We start from the raw sequence: 15,181 nt of genomic DNA, 5'->3' as shown, positions 1-15,181 counted from the left end.
GGCGGCTGGTGCCAGGATGACCCCATGACCGACCGCGCCGGAACCCCCGCACAAGACAGCGACCTGATCGACACCGGTGAGGTCGTCGACGCCTACTACTCCCTCGTCCCCGACGTCACGAAGGCCGAGCAGAAGGTCGTCTTCGGCACCTCGGGCCACCGCGGCTCGTCTCTCGACGCCGCCTTCACCGAGACGCACATCGCCGCGATCACGCAGGCGATCGTCGAGTACCGGGCGGGGCAGGGCATCACGGGCCCGCTGTTCATCGGGCGCGACACGCACATGCTGAGCGGGCCGGCCGAGCGCACCGCGGTCGAGGTGCTCACCGGCAACGGCGTGCACGTGCTGGCCGACGCCGAGGGCGGCTACGTGCCGACCCCCGCGCTCAGCCACGCCATCCTCGTCTACAACTCCGACCCGGCGAACCTCGACAAGGCCGACGGCATCGTCGTCACGCCGAGCCACAACCCGCCCCGCGACGGCGGCTTCAAGTACAACCCGCCGCACGGCGGGCCCGCCGACAGCGACGCGACCGGCTGGATCGCGAACAGGGCCAACGAGATCATCGCGGCGGGCAACGTCGACGTGCTCCGCGGCGACGGCAGCCCGGGCCGCCACGACTTCCTCCGCGGCTACGTCGGCGACCTCGCGAACATCATCGACATGGAGGCCATCAAGGCCGCCGGCGTCAAGATCGGCGCCGACCCGCTCGGCGGCGCGAGCGTCGAGTACTGGGGCGCCATCCGCGACGTCTACGGCCTCGACCTCACGGTCGTGAACCCCGGCGTCGACCCGACCTGGCGCTTCATGACGCTCGACTGGGACGGCAAGATCCGCATGGACCCGTCCAGCCCCTCGGCCATGGCGAGCGTCGTTCACCGCAAGGACGAGTTCGACGTGCTCACCGGCAACGACGCCGACGCCGACCGCCACGGCATCGTGACGCCCGACGGCGGCCTGATGAACCCGAACCACTACCTGGCCGTCGCGATCGACTACCTCTACACGCACCGCCCGCAGTGGCGCGAGGACGCCGCGATCGGCAAGACGCTCGTGTCGTCGAGCATCATCGACAAGGTCGCCGAGAAGCACGGCCGTCGCCTCTGGGAGGTGCCGGTCGGCTTCAAGTGGTTCGTGCCCGGGCTCGTCGACGGCTCCGTCGCCTTCGGCGGCGAGGAGAGCGCCGGCGCGTCCTTCCTGCGCAAGGACGGCACGGTCTGGACGACCGACAAGGACGGCATCCTCCTCGCCCTGCTCGCGAGCGAGATCATCGCCGTCACGGGCAAGACCCCGTCGCAGCTCTACCGTGAGCTGACCGAGGAGTTCGGCGACCCCGTCTACGAGCGCGTCGACGCCGCCGCCAGCAAGGAGCAGAAGGCGCGCCTCGGCAAGCTCGACGGCGACGCCATCACGGCCACCGAGCTCGCGGGCGACCCGATCACCGCCACGCTCAGCGAGGCTCCCGGCAACGGCGCCGCGGTCGGCGGCCTCAAGGTCGTCACCGACAAGGCGTGGTTCGCGGCCCGCCCCAGCGGCACGGAGGACGTCTACAAGATCTACGCCGAGTCGTTCGAGGGCCCCGAGCACCTGGCGCGCGTGCAGCAGGAGGCGAAGACGATCGTCGACGCCGCCCTCGGCAGCTAGCGCCGGCGCTCCCGCCACGACGAGGAGGGGCCGGGCTGCGATCGCAGCCCGGCCCCTCCTCGTCGTCACGACAACGACCACAGCCGCAGCCGCAGCCGCAGCCACCGCGGCGGTCAGCCGGCGTACGTCGGCGCGGCCGGCAGGCCGAAGAACTCCTCGAGCGTGGTGACGCCCTGCTGGTGCATCTCGGTCGAGAGCGGCACGCCCACGTAGCGGAAGTGCCAGGGCTCGTACGTGAAGCCCGTCACCGCGGTCTTGTCGGCCGGGTACCGCAGCAGCCAGCCGAACCGCCAGGCGTTCTCCGCGAGCCAGCGGCCCTGCGACGTGTCGCCGAAGCACGCCTGCAGCACGCAGCTCAGCGGCAGCGGGCTGATGTCGGCGACGAGCCCGGTCTGGTGCTCCGAGAAGCCCGGTCGGGCGCTCTGCACGTCGGCCTGGGCCTGGCCGAGCTGCTGCACCCACCCCGCGTAGACGGTCACCTGCGTCGCGTACGAGCGGTACGCGCTCTGCACGGTCATGGGGCCCGCGCCCTCCGCCTCCCCCGCGGCGAAGAGGGCGAGCAGGGCGTCGCCGGCCTCCTTCCGGAAGACGGGCGGGTTCTGCGACGAGACGTCGACGGTGACGAGGTCGGCGGGGGCGTAGTCGACCGGGTCGAGCGGCCGCAGCTTGTCGCTGACGACCCAGAGGCTGGCGGGGTCGTCGACCGAGAGGGCGCCGCGGTCGAACGCGGGCGTCGCCGGCGCGGCCGGCTCCGGGGCTGGGGTCACGGGGTCCTCCGTCGGGGCCGGGGCGGTGGGCGTCGAACTCGCCCGGGGCGTCACCGAGGGAGTCGCGGTGCCGGTCACCGAGGCCCCGTCGTCCGCGCCGGTGCACCCGGCGAGCACCGCGGCCACGAGCCCGAGCGCCAGGGCCGACGCCGCGCGGCGCCGTGCCCCGCGGCCCGGGGAGGCGGGGCGGAGGCGCGGGCGGCGTGACGACATGCGCTCCAGGGTAGGGGGCGCACCGCGGGTCGAGCGGACGTCACGTGGCGGCGCGACGCCGCGTGGAGTAACTTCTGCGTACCACGCAAGTTTCTCGTCGACGTGACGTCGACGATCGGCGCTCACCGCGCCTCCGGCGCTGCTGCCCCCTCCCCCCGCGGCCCGCCGCGCACCCCGTCAGACTCACCGCACCAGGAAGACCACACATGTCCCGGGTCACCGACTCCTCCCCCGCCGCCGCCGCGCCCGCCGAGAGACAGGGGCTGATGACGCACCGTCAGATCCTCTTCGTCATCTTCGGGCTGATGGCCGGCATGTTCCTCTCCGCCCTCGACCAGACGATCGTCGGCACGTCGATGCGCACCATCGCCGACGACCTCGACGGGCTCAGCCTGCAGGCCTGGGTCACCACCGCCTACCTGATCGTGTCGACCATATCGACGCCGATCTACGGCAAGCTCAGCGACATCTTCGGCCGTCGGCCGTTGTTCCTCATCGCGATCTCGATCTTCCTGGTCGGCTCGCTCGCCGCCGGGTTCAGCGAGAGCATGTACCAGCTCGCGATCTTCCGGGCGATCCAGGGCATGGGCGCCGGCGGCCTCATGGCGCTGCCGCTCACGATCATGGGCGACATCCTCGCCCCGCGTGAGCGCGCCAAGTACCAGGGCTACTTCCTCGCCGTGTTCGGCATCTCGAGCGTCATCGGCCCGCTGGTCGGCGGCCTCTTCGCCGGGGCCGACGAGATCCTCTTCGTCACCGGCTGGCGCTGGGTGTTCCTCATCAACATCCCGATCGGCATCGTCGCGCTGGGCGTCGTCGTGCGGTTCCTCCACATCCCCGGCCAGGTGCGCCGCGAGAACGTCCGCATCGACTGGCTCGGCGCCGGCGCCGTGATCGTGGCCGCCGTGCCGCTGCTGCTCGTCGCCGAGCAGGGCCGCGAGTGGGGCTGGAGCTCGCCCCGCGCCTTCGCCTGCTACGTCATCGGCGTCGTCGGCATCGCCGCGTTCATCGCCGTCGAGCGCCGCATGGGCGACGACGCGCTCATCCCGCTCAAGCTCTTCCGCATCCCGACCTTCGCGATGTCGACGGTGCTGGGCGTCCTGGTCGGCTTCGGCATGTTCGGCGCCCTCCTGACGGTGCCGCTGTACCTGCAGCTCGTCAACGGCGCGACGCCGACCGAGAGCGGCTTCCAGATGCTGCCGATGATCGCCGGCCTGATGATCTCGTCGATCGTCTCCGGCCAGCTGATCGCCCGCACCGGCCGCTACAAGATCTTCCCGATCACCGGCACGGCCTTCATGGCGCTGGGCTTCTTCTGGTTCACGACCCTGTCGTACGACAAGCCCTACTGGTTCATGATGTTCGGCATGCTGCTGGTCGGCCTCGGCCTCGGCCAGCTGATGCAGACGCTGACCATCGCGTCGCAGAACTCCGTCGGCCCGCGCGACATCGGCGTGGCCACCTCGGCCTCGACGTTCTTCCGCCAGATCGGCGGCACGCTGGGCACCGCCGTGCTCTTCTCGGTGCTGTTCTCGCGCATCCCGCAGACCATCGCCGGCGCGTTCGCCGACCGCGACCTGCAGGCCGACGCCCAGGCGGCCCTCGCCGACCCGGCCGTCGCGAGCGACCCGGCCAACGCCTCCATCCTCGAGCTGTACCAGTCGGCCCAGGGCGGCGACACCTCCCAGGTCGGCGGGGCGCTGAACGGCGACACGTCGTTCCTCAACACGGCCGACCGCCGTCTGGCCGCGCCGTTCCTCGACGGGTTCGCCAACGCGACGGTGACCGTGTTCTGGGTCGCGCTGACCGTCGTGCTGGTGGCGTTCGTGCTCAGCTTCTTCCTCAAGGCGACGCCGCTGCGACAGAAGTCGGCCATCGACGAGGCCCACGACGACGCCCAGGCGGCCCTCGCCGCCGACGCGGCCGTGCAGGCGCAGGAGGCGGCGGCCGCGACGGGCGCACTCGTCTCGCCCGACACGGGCAGCGTCCGGACGGTCGACGGGGGCGACGCTCCCCGCCGGGGGACGGCCGCCGACGGAGCCTCCGAGGAGCCTGCGGATCAGCGACCGTGACTGGACTCCGTCGCCGAGGCGAGTAACGTTGACGACGACGTAGGCGCCACGCGCTGACGTCCTGGTCGTCTCGCCTCCGGCGGTCCCTGCCCGTGAAGCTCAGCGCGGGAGGCGCGACGACCCCGGGCCGTGCACCTCAGGGTGCACGGCCCGTCCTCGTCTCCGGGCCGCGCCGCGGGCCCCTCCCTGGGAGAACGACGGGCCCCTCGCCCCCGTCGCCGGCCGTAGCTAGACTCTCTAGCATGCCCGACAGGTCAGCCCCGATCTACGACGCCTCCGGCTACTGGTACTCCAGCAGCAACGAGGAGCGCGGCGTCGAAGTGCTCAACGCCCTGCGCCGCTACCGTGCGGCCGAGTCCGAGATGCGCCGTCGCACGCGCACCTCCATGAAGATGGGCGAGACCGACCTCGCGGCCGTCCGCTTCCTCCTCCGCGCCCAGCGCCGCAGCGAGACCGTCAGCGCCAAAGAACTCGCCGACCACCTCGGCATCACCTCCGCCTCGACCTCGGTGCTCATCAACCGCCTCGTGCGGAGCGGGCACATGGAGCGCCACTCGCACCCGACCGACAAGCGCGGAGTCCTGCTCACGGCCACCGGCGACTCGAACAGCGAGGTCCGCGCCACGATGGCGAGCATGCACACGCGGATGATCAGCGCGGCCGAGTCGCTCACCGCCGACGAGTCGGCGGCCGTCGTGGGGTTCCTCCGCGACATGACCTCCGCGATCGAGATCGACGACCACGGCGTCGACGGGCCCGCCGGCCAGGGGCACGACGCGACGACCGCGGCGCCGGCCGCCGTGGCCTCCCACCCGCACGTCGCCACCGTCCGCGAGACCGAGAACGCCTGACCCGCTGACCCCCTGACCCGTGCGGCCGGGTGTCCAGCTCTGGTCGGCCGCCCCGCTCAGCGCGCGGTGGCCGCCTCGGCGCCCGGCTCGGTGGCCGGCGGCTCCGCGATGACGAACTCCGCCGACGGGAGCCGTCGACGCATCACGGCCACCGCCTCCTCGTTGCTGTCGACGAGCACGTAGCGGCGCCCCAGGGCGTCGGCCACGGCACCGGTCGTGCCGCTGCCGGCGAAGAAGTCGAGCACCCAGTCGCCCTCGCGCGACGAGGCCTGCACGATGCGGCGCAGCACGCCCTCGGGCTTCTGCGTGGGGTAGCCGGTCTTCTCGCGGCCGGTCGGCGACACGATCGTGTGCCACCAGACGTCGGTCGGCAGCTTGCCCCGGGCGACCTTCTCGGGGGTGACGAGCCCGGGCGCCATGTAGGGCTCCCGGTCGACCGTCTCGGAGTCGAAGTGGTACGCCGAGGCGTCCTTCACGTAGACGAGGATCGTGTCGTGCTTCGTCGGCCAGCGGTTGCGGCTCTTGGCGCCGTAGTCGTAGGCCCAGATGATCTCGTTGAGGAACGACTCACGGCCGAAGAGCGCGTCGAGGAGCACCTTCGCGTAGTGGGCCTCGCGGTAGTCGAGGTGCAGGTAGAGCGTGCCGTCGCGGGCGAGCAGGCGCCAGGCCTCGGCGAGGCGCGGCTCGAGGAACGACCAGTAGTCGTCGAAGTGGTCGTCGTAGCGCATCAGGTCGCCGCGGATCCGCTCGTAGCCCCGCCCTTTGAAACCGGTCACGGCGGTGACCGACCCCTCCACGCTGCGGATCGAGGTCGTCGAGCGCCGCTGCTGGGGCCGCCCGGTGTTGAACGGCGGGTCGAGGTAGACGACCGTGAAGGCGCCGTCGGGCAGCTGGCGGGTCGCGTCGAGGTTGTCGCCGTGGACCACGAGGCTCGGGGAGTCACGGGTCCAGTCGACGGGCATGGTCACCATTCTGTCGTGCCGGGCAGCGGCCAGTTCACCGGGCGTAGGGTCGCCGGATGAGCATCACCGTCGAGAACCGCCCCCAGCAGTCCCAGTACGCCCTCGTCGAGGACGGCGAGACCGTCGGCTTCGCCGCCTACGACGTCGTCGGCGACGAGATCCGCTTCACCCACACCGAGATCGAGCCGAGCCGTCGCTCGGCCGGCCTCGGCGCGCAGCTCGTGCAGGGCGCCCTCGACGACGTGCGCGCCGAGACCTCGCTGCGCGTCGTGCCGCTCTGCCCGTTCGTCGCCGACTGGGTCGACGAGCACGTCGACTACCAGGAGCTGCTGGCCCGCTGACCCCGGTCGCCGACCCGCGACTCCCCCCAGCTCTCGGAGCTGTGCCCGCAGGGCACGCCCGCAGGGCACGCCCGCAGGGCACGCCCGCAGGGCTCACGTCACGGGACCCGGCGGAGCCACTCGGGCGTGGCGAACTTCGTCGTCACGAGCTGCTCGGCGGCCTCGAGCTCGGCCTCGGTGACGTGGCCGGTCGTGGCGCCGTAGAGGCCCGTGAAGGTCTGCTTCATGCGCTCGATGATCTCGGCGCGGGGCAGGCCGGTCTGGCTGCGGAGCGGGTCGACGCGCTTGGCGGCGCTCGTGGTGCCCTTGTCGCTCATCTTCTCGCGGCCGATGCGGAGCACCTTCACCATCTTCTCGCCGTCCATGTCGTACGACATGGTCGCGTGGTGCAGCAGCGCGCCGTTGCCGAGGCGCTTCTGGGCGGCCCCGCCGATCTTGCCCTTGGCGCTCGTGATGTCGTTCAGCGGCTGGTAGAACGCGTCGATGCCGAGCGACTTCAGCGCCGTGATGACCCACTCGTCGAGGTAGGCGTAGCTGTCGGCGAAGCTCATGCCCTGCACGAGCTCGCCGGGGGCGTAGAGCGAGTAGGTGACGATCGACTGGGCGTCCATGAACATGGCGCCGCCGCCGCTGATGCGGCGGACGACCTCGAAGCCGTGCTCCTCGGCCGCGTCGAGGTCGACCTCGTTGCGGAGCGACTGGAAGCTGCCGATGACGACGGCCGGCTGCTCCCACTCCCAGAAGCGCAGGGTGGGGCCGCGACGGCCGGCCCCGACCTCCTCGGTGAGCACCTGGTCGAGGGCGAGGTGCATGTTCGGCGACACGGGGGCGTCGTGGATGATCTGCCACTCGTGGTCGCGCCAGTCGCTGGCCTTCGACAGGCTGCGACGGATCGCCACGGCGACGGCCTCGGGCGTGAAGCCGAGCAGGACGGCGTCGTCGGGCAGCCCGGCGCGGACGGCCGCGGCGATCGTCGCGGCGTCGGACTCGACGGGCAGGCCCGTGATCGAGCGGTCGATGGCGTCGAGCGCCGTGTCGGGCTCGAGGAAGAAGTCGCCCGCGAGGCGGAACTCGGCGATGCGCCCGTCGCGCACCTCCAGGTCGACCACCACGAGCTTGCCGCCAGGGACCTTGTACTCACCGTGCATGCGAGCAGCCTATGCCTGCCGGCCGGGGCGGGCGGGGGGTGTCGGCGGGCAGCAGCCCCCGGGGAGGCGCGGGTCAGCGGGGCACGCGGGCGTCCAGCCAATGGGTCAGGTCGTCGAGCACCTCGTCGCGGTTCGTCTCGCGGAAGATCTCGTGCCGTGCGCCCTGGTAGACGACGAGCTCGACGTCGGTGAGGCCGCTCCGGTTCACGTAGGCGTCGGCGAGCCTGCGCGCGCTCTCCTCCCCGCCGAGCGGGTCGTCGTCGCCGACCATGATCAGCAGCGGCACGTCGTGCTCGAGGTGCTTCGACGGGCGGCCCAGCAGGCGCAGCGTGTCGCGCCAGCCGAAGAGCTGCATCACCTTCGCGTCGACGACGAGGGGGTCGGCCGCCATCGCCTCGGCGACCGCGGGGTCGCGGCTCAGCCACTCGAAGCCGGTGCTGCCGAGGTGGGCGTGGCGCGCGTTGAGGTCGCCGCCGTTCATGCTGCCGGGCACGCGGTAGGCGGTGCCGGTGAGCACGACGGCGTCGTAGAGCGAGGCCTTCCGGTCGACGATCGCCTGGAGCATCAGCGACCCCCACGAGTGGCCGAGCGCGACGACGGGGAGGCCGGGGGCCTCGGAGCGGATGATCCCCGTCAGCTGGACCACCGCCTCCGCCGCTCCCCGCACGCCCGAGGGGCCGAGGCGCCCGAGCTTCGTGTGGTCGCCGCCGTGCTGGCCGAGACCGGTGGCGCCGTGGCCGAGGTGGTCGTCGGCGTAGACCGTCCAGCCGGCGCGGACGAGGTGCTGCGCGACCTCCTCGTAGCGGAGCGCGTGCTCGCCCACGCCGTGCATGATCTGCACCGCCCCTCGGGGGTCGGCCGCCCGCCACACGTAGTAGTGGACGGTGACGCCGTGCGCGTCGACGAACTCGAAGTCGCCCCGGGCGGCGGAGAAGGTGGGCATGCGGTCATCTTGGCACCGACCGGGGGCGGCCACGGTGCGGCGGGGCGGACGCGAGGAGGCGCGGGCCGGCTCCCGAGGGCCGACCCGCGCCTCCTGCGCGGCGTCAGGGTCAGCTGCGCGGCGCGTCGACGTCGGTGCGGACGACGCCGAACGCGGCGTCGAGGTCGACGTCGACCTCGGTGCCGTCGTCGAGGCGGACGTCGACCTCGTACGCCACGCCGCCGTCGTCGCTGCGGTCGACGTCGGTGACGGTGCCGCCGCCGGCCGCGCTGAGCGCTGCGGCGGAGGCCTGGTCGTAGTCGGCGCCGGTGACGGTGTCGTCGTCGGTGCCGGTGCCGGTCGTGGCGTCGCCCGAGCCGCCGGCGGAGTCGTCGGTCGCGCTGCCGGAGGTGCCGTCGCGGTCGTCGTCGTCGCGGCCTCCCCGGTCGCCCCGGTCGCCCCCGCGGTCGTCGCCCGTGCGGGTCGACGTCACGGCGTAGTCGTCGTCGAGGTACACGTGCGTCTCGCCGCCGCCGGGCAGCGAGACCTCGACCTCGTAGCCGGGCAGGCCGTCGCCGATCGTGTCGACCTCGGTGACGGTGCCGCCACCGGTCTCGGCGAGCGCCGCCTCCCGGGCACGGTCGGTGGTCTGGGCCGACAGCCGGTCGTCGTCGAGGCCGGTCGCCAGGGCGACGCCGCCGCCGAGCACGAGCACGGCCGCCACTCCGCCGGCGATCAGCAGGGTCTTCTTGGTGTTCTTCATGACGATGTCTCCGTTCGTCGAGCCGCGGTGCGGCCGGTGGTCGTGGGGTGGTCGGTGCCGGTGCGGGGCGGGCCCCTCGGCGATGACCCCACTGTGCCGACCGGGCGCTGAAGCACCCCTGAAGCGACCTGAAGGGACCTTCAGCCGGCGCGGTCGCGCGCCGAGTGGTCACGATCTGCTGCTCTGGCGCGCCGCGACGCGCAGATCGTGACCACTCGACGGGAGGCTCGGCGTCAGCCGGGGCCGGGAGCGGCGTCAGCCGGCGGGGAGGTCCACCACGAAGCGCGCGCCGCCGAGCGGGGAGTCGTCGACGCGCACCGCTCCCCCGTGCACGCGGACGATCTCGGCCACGATGGCGAGCCCGAGGCCGCTGCCCCCGGCGTCGCGGTCGCGGGCCTCGTCGAGGCGGACGAAGCGCTCGAACACCCGCCCGCGGTCGGCGACGGGCACCCCGGCGCCGTCGTCGTCGACGGTCAGCACCGCCCGGCCGTCACGCTCGACGAGGGCGAGCGCGACGGTCGAGGTGGCGTGCCGTGCGGCGTTGGCGACGAGGTTGCGCACGACCTGCCCGAGCAGCGGCTCGTCGCCGACGACACGGGCGGGCCCGACGCCGGTGGCGTCGACGCGGATCGGCGAGGAGGCGCGGATCGGAGAGGAGGCGCGGAGCCGCGACGCCTCCGCCACCACGAGATCGTCGAGGTCGACGGGCCGTCGGGCCACGCCGAGCTGCCCCTCGTCGGCGCGGGCCAGCACCAGCAGGCCCTGCACCAGGGCCGTGAGGCGCGCCTCCTCGCCGAGCACGGTGCCGGCGAGGGCCTGCCCGTCGATGCTGCCGGGGTGGAGCAGCGCGACCTCCGCGTGCTGCCGGATGGTCGCCAGGGGCGTCTTGAGCTCGTGGGACGCGTCGCCGACGAAGCGCCGCTGCGCGCGGGCGGAGGCGTCGAGCCGGTCGAGCATGCCGTTCAGGGTGCGGGCCAGGCGGGCGATCTCGTCGCGCCCGCCGGGGTCGCGGAGCCGTCGGTCGAGGCGTGCGGCGGTGACCTCGTCGACCTCGCGGCGCATGGCCTCGACCGGGCGCAGGGCCCGGCCGACGACGAACCAGGTCGTCACGCCGAGCACGACCAGCGCCACGGGCACGGCGACGCCGAGCGTCACCAGGCTCGCCGCGGAGGCGGCCTGCGCCTCGTCGAGGGAGCGCGCGGCCACGACGGTGAGCTCAGCCGTGTCGGCCGCGTCGTCGTCGGCCGCGCCGGCCGCGTCGTCGTCGGCGCCCCGGCCCCCGCGGCCGGACGAGTCGTCGTCATCGTCGTCGTCGTCGCGCGACGCCGACGCGGACGGCTCGCCACCCGACGACGCCCCGTCGGTCGCGCCGCCGGCGACGTCGGCGGTGTCGCGCTCGACGACGAAGGCCTCGCCGTCGAGCCGTGCCCGGCCGCCCGACGGCACGGTCGAGAGGCGGGTCGCCTCGGTGACGAGGTCGTCCTCGCCGCCGGCCGCGAGCACGGCACCGGCGGAGTCGAGCACGACGACCAGCGTGCCGTCCGCGTCGCCGGCCACCGCGACGGCGGGCGTCTGCCCGGCCTCGAGCGCCGAGGCCACGCGCGAGACGTCCGCCTCGGCCGCCGAGCGCGGGGCGTCGTCGAGCACGGCGCGCTGCACGACCGCGAAGACGAGGGTGAAGAGGCCGAGGGTGACGGCGACGGCGAGCACGGCGGCCGCGGTGGTGCGGAGTCGCAGCGAGCCATGGCGACCACGGCGCCCGACGGGAGGGGCGTGCTCAGCCACCCCGCGACTCCAACCGGTACCCGGCCCCGCGGAGCGTGACGATCGCCTCGCGCCCGAAGGGGCGGTCGACCTTGTTGCGCAGGTGCCGCACGTACACCTCGACGATGTTGGGGTCGCCCTCGAAGTCGTCGTTCCAGACGCCGTCGAGCACCTCGCGCTTCGTGACGACGCTGCCGGCCCGTCGCATCAGGAACTCGAGCACCGCGAACTCGCGGCTCGTCAGGTCGACGACCGCGTCGCCGCGGTGCACGGTGCGGGCCGCGGGGTCGAGCCGCAGGTCGCCGGCCTCGAGCACGACGGGCCGCTCGCGGGCACCGCGCCGCACGAGGGCGCGCAGCCGGGCGAGCAGCACGGCGAACGAGAACGGCTTGGTGAGGTAGTCGTCGGCGCCGGTGTCGAGGGCCTCGACCTGGTCCCACTCGCCGTCCTTCGCCGTGAGCATGATGACGGGGGTCCAGTCGCCGCCCTCGCGCATGGCCCGGCAGACGGCGTAGCCGCTCATGCCGGGCAGCATGATGTCGAGCACGACGACGTCGTAGCTGCCCTCGCGGGTGCGCCAGAGGGCGTCGGTGCCGGTGCCGGCCACGTCGACGGCCATGCCCTCGGCCTCGAGCCCGACCCGCAGGCCCTCGGCCAGGGTCGCCTGGTCCTCGACGACGAGCACGCGCACGGCCGGCTCCCTCCCCGCGGGCGCCCTGCCCACGCACCCAGTCTGGCGGGCGAGCGCTGAACCGGCGCTGAAGCGGCGGCGGGGCCGGCGTCGCCCGGCCTGCCACGGCCCGCGGGTCGGTGTCATCACGGGTGGCCGCACCTCGAGGTTCGGCGGGTCGCCGTCCTCCTGGGCGGGCAGGCGCCCACCCGCCCACGAGGACACGGACCCGCCGCACCGCGCAGCGAGCCCGAGGCCCCCGGGGAGGCGCGGGTCAGTGCGCCGAGTAGCCGCCGTCGACGAGGTGGTAGCTGCCGGAGATGAACGACGCCTCCGGGCTGAGGAGGAAGAGCACCAGCGCGGCGACCTCGGCGTCGGTGCCGAGGCGGCCGGCGGCGTGCTGCTGCTCGAGCGCGGTGAGCGCCTCGCCGGAGAGCGACGCGCGCACGAGGGGCGTGTCGATGAAGCCGGGGCCGACCGCGTTCGTGCGGACGCCGCGGGCGGTGTACTCGAGCGCCGCGACCTTGGTCAGGCCGACCAGGGCGTGCTTGCTGGCGACGTAGGCCGCGTTCTGGGCCAGGCCGACCGTGCCGAGCACCGAGCTCATGTTGACGACCGCTCCGCCGCCGGCCTCGACGATGGCGGGCAGCTGGTAGCGGAGGCCGTAGAAGACGCCGTCGAGGTCGACGCCGCGCACGCGGTCCCAGGCGGCGACGTCGTACTCGCCGATGTCGGCCGGGGCGGCCCCGATGCCGGCGTTGTTCACGGCGAGGTGCAGGGCGCCGTACGTCGTCTTCGCGAACTCGACGGCGGCGTCGGACTGCTCGGCGACGGCCGTGTTCTGCTCGAAGGCGGTCGCGGCGCCGCCCGCGGCGACGATCTCGTCGACGACCGACTGCGCGGCGTCGAGCTTGATGTCGGTGACGACGACGGAGGCGCCCTCGGCGGCGAGCGCCCGCGAGATCTCGGCGCCGATGCCGCTGCCTCCGCCGGTGACGATCGCGGTCTTGTCGGTGAACCTGGCCATGGTGGTCCTTCTTCCTTCTGCGGCGCTGTCGCGCCGGCGTCCTGGTGCCCCTCGGGGCATCGTCGTGGGGCTCGTCGTCGAGCCGTCCACGACGATACGCCTGCATCGACCTTTCCTCAACAGGTGTCGTCGATCTCCCCAAGATGTTTACTTAGCCGAGCTAACTGCTCATACTGGAGGGCGATGACCGACGTGACTCCCGCCTCCCCCGCTCCCCCCTCCGCCGCTGCCCCGCTCCGTGCGCTGCCGCACGCCCAGCTGGCCACGACGGTGCGCGGGTCGGTGCTGAGGCTGGCGCGGCGCCTCCGCCAGCAGAAGGCCGAAGCCGACGTGAGCGACGCGCAGATGGCGGCGCTCGGCTGGGTCTACCAGTCGCAGCCGCTGACCATCGGCGCCCTCACCGAGCACGAGGGCGTGACGCCGCCGTCGATGAACCGCACCGTCGGCAAGCTCGTCGAGGCCGGCCTGCTGGCGCGCCGGGTCGACGAGGCCGACCGTCGACGCGTCGTGCTCGAGACGACGCCGGCGGGGTCCGCGTTCGTGGTCGAGACGCGCCGCCGCCGCGACGCCTGGCTCGCGCCCCGGCTCGCCGCCCTCACCCCCGACGAGCGCCGCACGCTGGCCGACGCGACCGAGATCCTGCGGAAGCTGACCCTGTCGTGAGCGCCATGTTCCGTTCGCTGCGCCTCTACAACTACCGGCTCTGGTCGGCCGGGGCGCTCGTCTCGAACACCGGCACCTGGATGCAGTCGACCGCCCAGGACTGGCTCGTGCTCACGCACCTCACCGACCACGACGCGACGGCCGTGGGCATCACGATGGCGCTGCAGTTCGCGCCGCCGATCCTCCTCGTGCCGGTCACGGGGCTGATCGCCGACCGCTTCGACCGGCGGCGCATGCTGATGCTGACGCAGGCGACGATGGGGCTGCTCGGGCTCGCGCTCGGCCTCCTCGTGCTCACCGACGTCGCCCAGCTCTGGATGGTCTGGGTCTTCGCGCTGCTGCTCGGCACGGCGAACGCGATCGACGCGCCCATCCGCCAGAGCTTCGTCTCGGAGCTCGTCCCGCCGGGGCACCTGGCCAACGCCGTCTCGCTGAACTCGGCCTCGTTCAACGCCGCGCGCCTCCTCGGCCCCGCCGTCGCCGGCGTTCTGATCGCGGGGGTGGGCACGGGCTGGGTGTTCCTGATCAACGCGGCGTCGTTCGCGGCGGTGCTGGTGTCGCTGCGCTTCATCCGGGTGTCGCAGCTCGAGGCGAAGCCCCGGGTGTCGCGGGCGAAGGGCCAGATCAGGGAGGGGTTCCGCTACGTGCGCGGCCGCCCCGACCTCCTGGTGATCTTCGCCGTGATCTTCGTGATCGGCACCTTCGGCCTCAACTTCCCGATCTTCACCTCGACGATGGCGAGCGTCGAGTTCGGCGTCGACGCCAGCGGCTTCGGCCTGCTGTCGTCGTGCATCGCGGTCGGCTCGCTGGCGGGCGCCCTGCTGTCGGCCCGGCGCGAGCGGCCGCGGATGCGCGTGCTCGTGCTCGCGGCCTTCGCCTTCGGCGTGACCTGCACGGTCGCGGCGCTGATGCCGACGTACTGGAGCTTCGCCGCCGTGCTCGTCACCGTGGGGCTCTCGTCGATCACGCTGATGACGACGGCGAACGGCTCGGTGCAGCTGTCGGCGGCCCCGGAGATGCGCGGTCGCGTGATGGCGCTCTACATGGCGATCTTCACGGGCGGCACTCCGCTCGGCGCCCCGATCGTCGGCTGGGTCGCCGACACCCTCGGCCCGCGCTGGGCGATCGGCGTCGGCGCGAGCGCCGGCTACGTGGCGGGCGGCCTCGCGCTGGCGTGGCTGATCCGCCGCCAGCACCTGCGGCTGCGCCGCGGCGGGTCGGTGCTCCACCCGCGTTTCCGGGTCGAGCACGACGGCGACGGCCTCCGCGCACAGCGGGAGGAGACCGCCGAGGCGATGGCGGCCGACGAGGCCGCTGTCCGCCAGACGACGTAGCGACCGGCCCGGGCTGCCGTGCGGTCGCCGTGGGGCGTAC

At 73.3% G+C, this 15,181-nt stretch carries 14 protein-coding genes; 6 read left to right on the top strand and 8 right to left on the bottom strand.

Annotated elements, in window-relative coordinates; translation table 11 throughout:
- Positions 1 to 24 precede the first annotated feature (24 nt).
- Positions 25 to 1,644 carry a phosphoglucomutase (alpha-D-glucose-1,6-bisphosphate-dependent) gene (pgm, locus tag ASF82_RS00610; protein WP_056052061.1) on the top strand — a complete coding sequence of 540 codons (1,620 nt, stop codon included), beginning with the start codon at positions 25 to 27 and terminating at the stop codon, positions 1,642 to 1,644.
- A gap of 113 nt (positions 1,645 to 1,757) precedes the next feature.
- On the opposite strand, the gene ASF82_RS00605 is transcribed toward pgm, so the two are convergent.
- Positions 1,758 to 2,624: a M15 family metallopeptidase gene (locus ASF82_RS00605; protein ID WP_056052058.1), complete on the bottom strand. Its 867-nt coding sequence runs from the start codon at positions 2,622 to 2,624 to the stop codon at positions 1,758 to 1,760.
- A 206-nt stretch (positions 2,625 to 2,830) separates the two neighbouring features.
- Between ASF82_RS00605 and ASF82_RS00600 the strand changes: the two genes are divergently transcribed.
- Both ASF82_RS00600 and ASF82_RS00595 read left to right on the top strand, forming a co-directional pair.
- Positions 2,831 to 4,696, top strand: a complete 1,866-nt coding sequence (locus ASF82_RS00600) for an MDR family MFS transporter (protein WP_056052055.1) — start codon at positions 2,831 to 2,833, stop codon at positions 4,694 to 4,696.
- Positions 4,697 to 4,938: 242 nt separating this feature from the next.
- Positions 4,939 to 5,547, top strand: a complete 609-nt coding sequence (locus tag ASF82_RS00595) for a MarR family transcriptional regulator (RefSeq protein WP_082514133.1) — start codon at positions 4,939 to 4,941, stop codon at positions 5,545 to 5,547.
- A gap of 56 nt (positions 5,548 to 5,603) precedes the next feature.
- Here ASF82_RS00595 and ASF82_RS00590 read toward each other — a convergent pair whose 3' ends face one another.
- Positions 5,604 to 6,518, bottom strand: a complete 915-nt coding sequence (locus tag ASF82_RS00590; protein ID WP_056052053.1) for a site-specific DNA-methyltransferase — start codon at positions 6,516 to 6,518, stop codon at positions 5,604 to 5,606.
- Between the two features lie 47 nt (positions 6,519 to 6,565).
- Between ASF82_RS00590 and ASF82_RS00585 the strand changes: the two genes are divergently transcribed.
- Complete coding sequence (locus ASF82_RS00585; protein WP_056052050.1) at positions 6,566 to 6,850, top strand: GNAT family N-acetyltransferase; 285 nt, start codon at positions 6,566 to 6,568, stop codon at positions 6,848 to 6,850.
- A gap of 98 nt (positions 6,851 to 6,948) precedes the next feature.
- On the opposite strand, the gene ASF82_RS00580 is transcribed toward ASF82_RS00585, so the two are convergent.
- The 6 genes from ASF82_RS00580 to ASF82_RS00555 all read right to left on the bottom strand — a co-directional run bounded on the left by ASF82_RS00580 (position 6,949) and on the right by ASF82_RS00555 (position 13,144).
- Positions 6,949 to 7,998 carry a biotin/lipoate A/B protein ligase family protein gene (locus tag ASF82_RS00580; RefSeq protein ID WP_056052046.1) on the bottom strand — a complete coding sequence of 350 codons (1,050 nt, stop codon included), beginning with the start codon at positions 7,996 to 7,998 and terminating at the stop codon, positions 6,949 to 6,951.
- A 73-nt stretch (positions 7,999 to 8,071) separates the two neighbouring features.
- The gene (locus ASF82_RS00575) at positions 8,072 to 8,941 is read right to left on the bottom strand and encodes an alpha/beta hydrolase (protein WP_056052044.1); all 870 of its coding nucleotides are present in this window, start codon (positions 8,939 to 8,941) and stop codon (positions 8,072 to 8,074) included.
- Positions 8,942 to 9,050: 109 nt separating this feature from the next.
- A complete protein-coding gene (locus ASF82_RS00570; protein ID WP_056052042.1) occupies positions 9,051 to 9,683 on the bottom strand; it encodes a PepSY domain-containing protein in 633 nt (210 codons plus the stop codon).
- A gap of 255 nt (positions 9,684 to 9,938) precedes the next feature.
- Positions 9,939 to 11,468, bottom strand: coding sequence for a HAMP domain-containing sensor histidine kinase (locus ASF82_RS00565; RefSeq protein ID WP_056052040.1), 1,530 nt, complete (start codon positions 11,466 to 11,468; stop codon positions 9,939 to 9,941).
- On the bottom strand, positions 11,461 to 12,138 hold the full coding sequence (locus ASF82_RS00560) for a response regulator transcription factor (RefSeq protein ID WP_056052037.1): 678 nt from the start codon (positions 12,136 to 12,138) through the stop codon (positions 11,461 to 11,463). Before ASF82_RS00560 ends, ASF82_RS00565 begins: the two co-directional genes overlap by 8 nt.
- 253 nt (positions 12,139 to 12,391) lie before the next feature.
- On the bottom strand, positions 12,392 to 13,144 hold the full coding sequence (locus ASF82_RS00555; protein ID WP_056052035.1) for an SDR family NAD(P)-dependent oxidoreductase: 753 nt from the start codon (positions 13,142 to 13,144) through the stop codon (positions 12,392 to 12,394).
- Between the two features lie 183 nt (positions 13,145 to 13,327).
- Between ASF82_RS00555 and ASF82_RS00550 the strand changes: the two genes are divergently transcribed.
- Together ASF82_RS00550 and ASF82_RS00545 are read left to right on the top strand one after the other, a co-directional pair.
- A complete protein-coding gene (locus ASF82_RS00550) occupies positions 13,328 to 13,807 on the top strand; it encodes a MarR family winged helix-turn-helix transcriptional regulator (protein ID WP_082514130.1) in 480 nt (159 codons plus the stop codon).
- Positions 13,804 to 15,141 (top strand): MFS transporter, encoded by a 1,338-nt coding sequence (locus ASF82_RS00545; protein ID WP_056052033.1) that lies wholly within the window; start codon positions 13,804 to 13,806, stop codon positions 15,139 to 15,141. The genes ASF82_RS00550 and ASF82_RS00545 overlap by 4 nt, the downstream gene beginning before the upstream one ends.
- Positions 15,142 to 15,181: the final 40 nt, after the last annotated feature.

It is taken from the genome of Frigoribacterium sp. Leaf164, from assembly GCF_001423665.1.
In the GTDB taxonomy this organism is placed as follows: Bacteria; Actinomycetota; Actinomycetes; order Actinomycetales; family Microbacteriaceae; genus Frigoribacterium; species Frigoribacterium endophyticum.
This window is presented reverse-complemented; position numbering and strand designations above follow the sequence as displayed.

What these genes read in the sequence shown, in the direction of transcription:
- ASF82_RS00570 (WP_056052042.1), bottom strand. Translation starts at nt 9,683, where the DNA reads ATGAAGAACACCAAGAAGACCCTGCTGATCGCCGGCGGAGTGGCGGCC.
- ASF82_RS00595 (WP_082514133.1), top strand. Translation starts at nt 4,939, where the DNA reads ATGCCCGACAGGTCAGCCCCGATCTACGACGCCTCCGGCTACTGGTAC.
- ASF82_RS00555 (WP_056052035.1), bottom strand. Translation starts at nt 13,144, where the DNA reads ATGGCCAGGTTCACCGACAAGACCGCGATCGTCACCGGCGGAGGCAGC.
- pgm (WP_056052061.1), top strand. Translation starts at nt 25, where the DNA reads ATGACCGACCGCGCCGGAACCCCCGCACAAGACAGCGACCTGATCGAC.
- ASF82_RS00600 (WP_056052055.1), top strand. Translation starts at nt 2,831, where the DNA reads ATGTCCCGGGTCACCGACTCCTCCCCCGCCGCCGCCGCGCCCGCCGAG.
- ASF82_RS00550 (WP_082514130.1), top strand. Translation starts at nt 13,328, where the DNA reads ATGACCGACGTGACTCCCGCCTCCCCCGCTCCCCCCTCCGCCGCTGCC.
- ASF82_RS00605 (WP_056052058.1), bottom strand. Translation starts at nt 2,624, where the DNA reads ATGTCGTCACGCCGCCCGCGCCTCCGCCCCGCCTCCCCGGGCCGCGGG.
- ASF82_RS00575 (WP_056052044.1), bottom strand. Translation starts at nt 8,941, where the DNA reads ATGCCCACCTTCTCCGCCGCCCGGGGCGACTTCGAGTTCGTCGACGCG.
- ASF82_RS00585 (WP_056052050.1), top strand. Translation starts at nt 6,566, where the DNA reads ATGAGCATCACCGTCGAGAACCGCCCCCAGCAGTCCCAGTACGCCCTC.
- ASF82_RS00590 (WP_056052053.1), bottom strand. Translation starts at nt 6,518, where the DNA reads ATGGTGACCATGCCCGTCGACTGGACCCGTGACTCCCCGAGCCTCGTG.
- ASF82_RS00580 (WP_056052046.1), bottom strand. Translation starts at nt 7,998, where the DNA reads ATGCACGGTGAGTACAAGGTCCCTGGCGGCAAGCTCGTGGTGGTCGAC.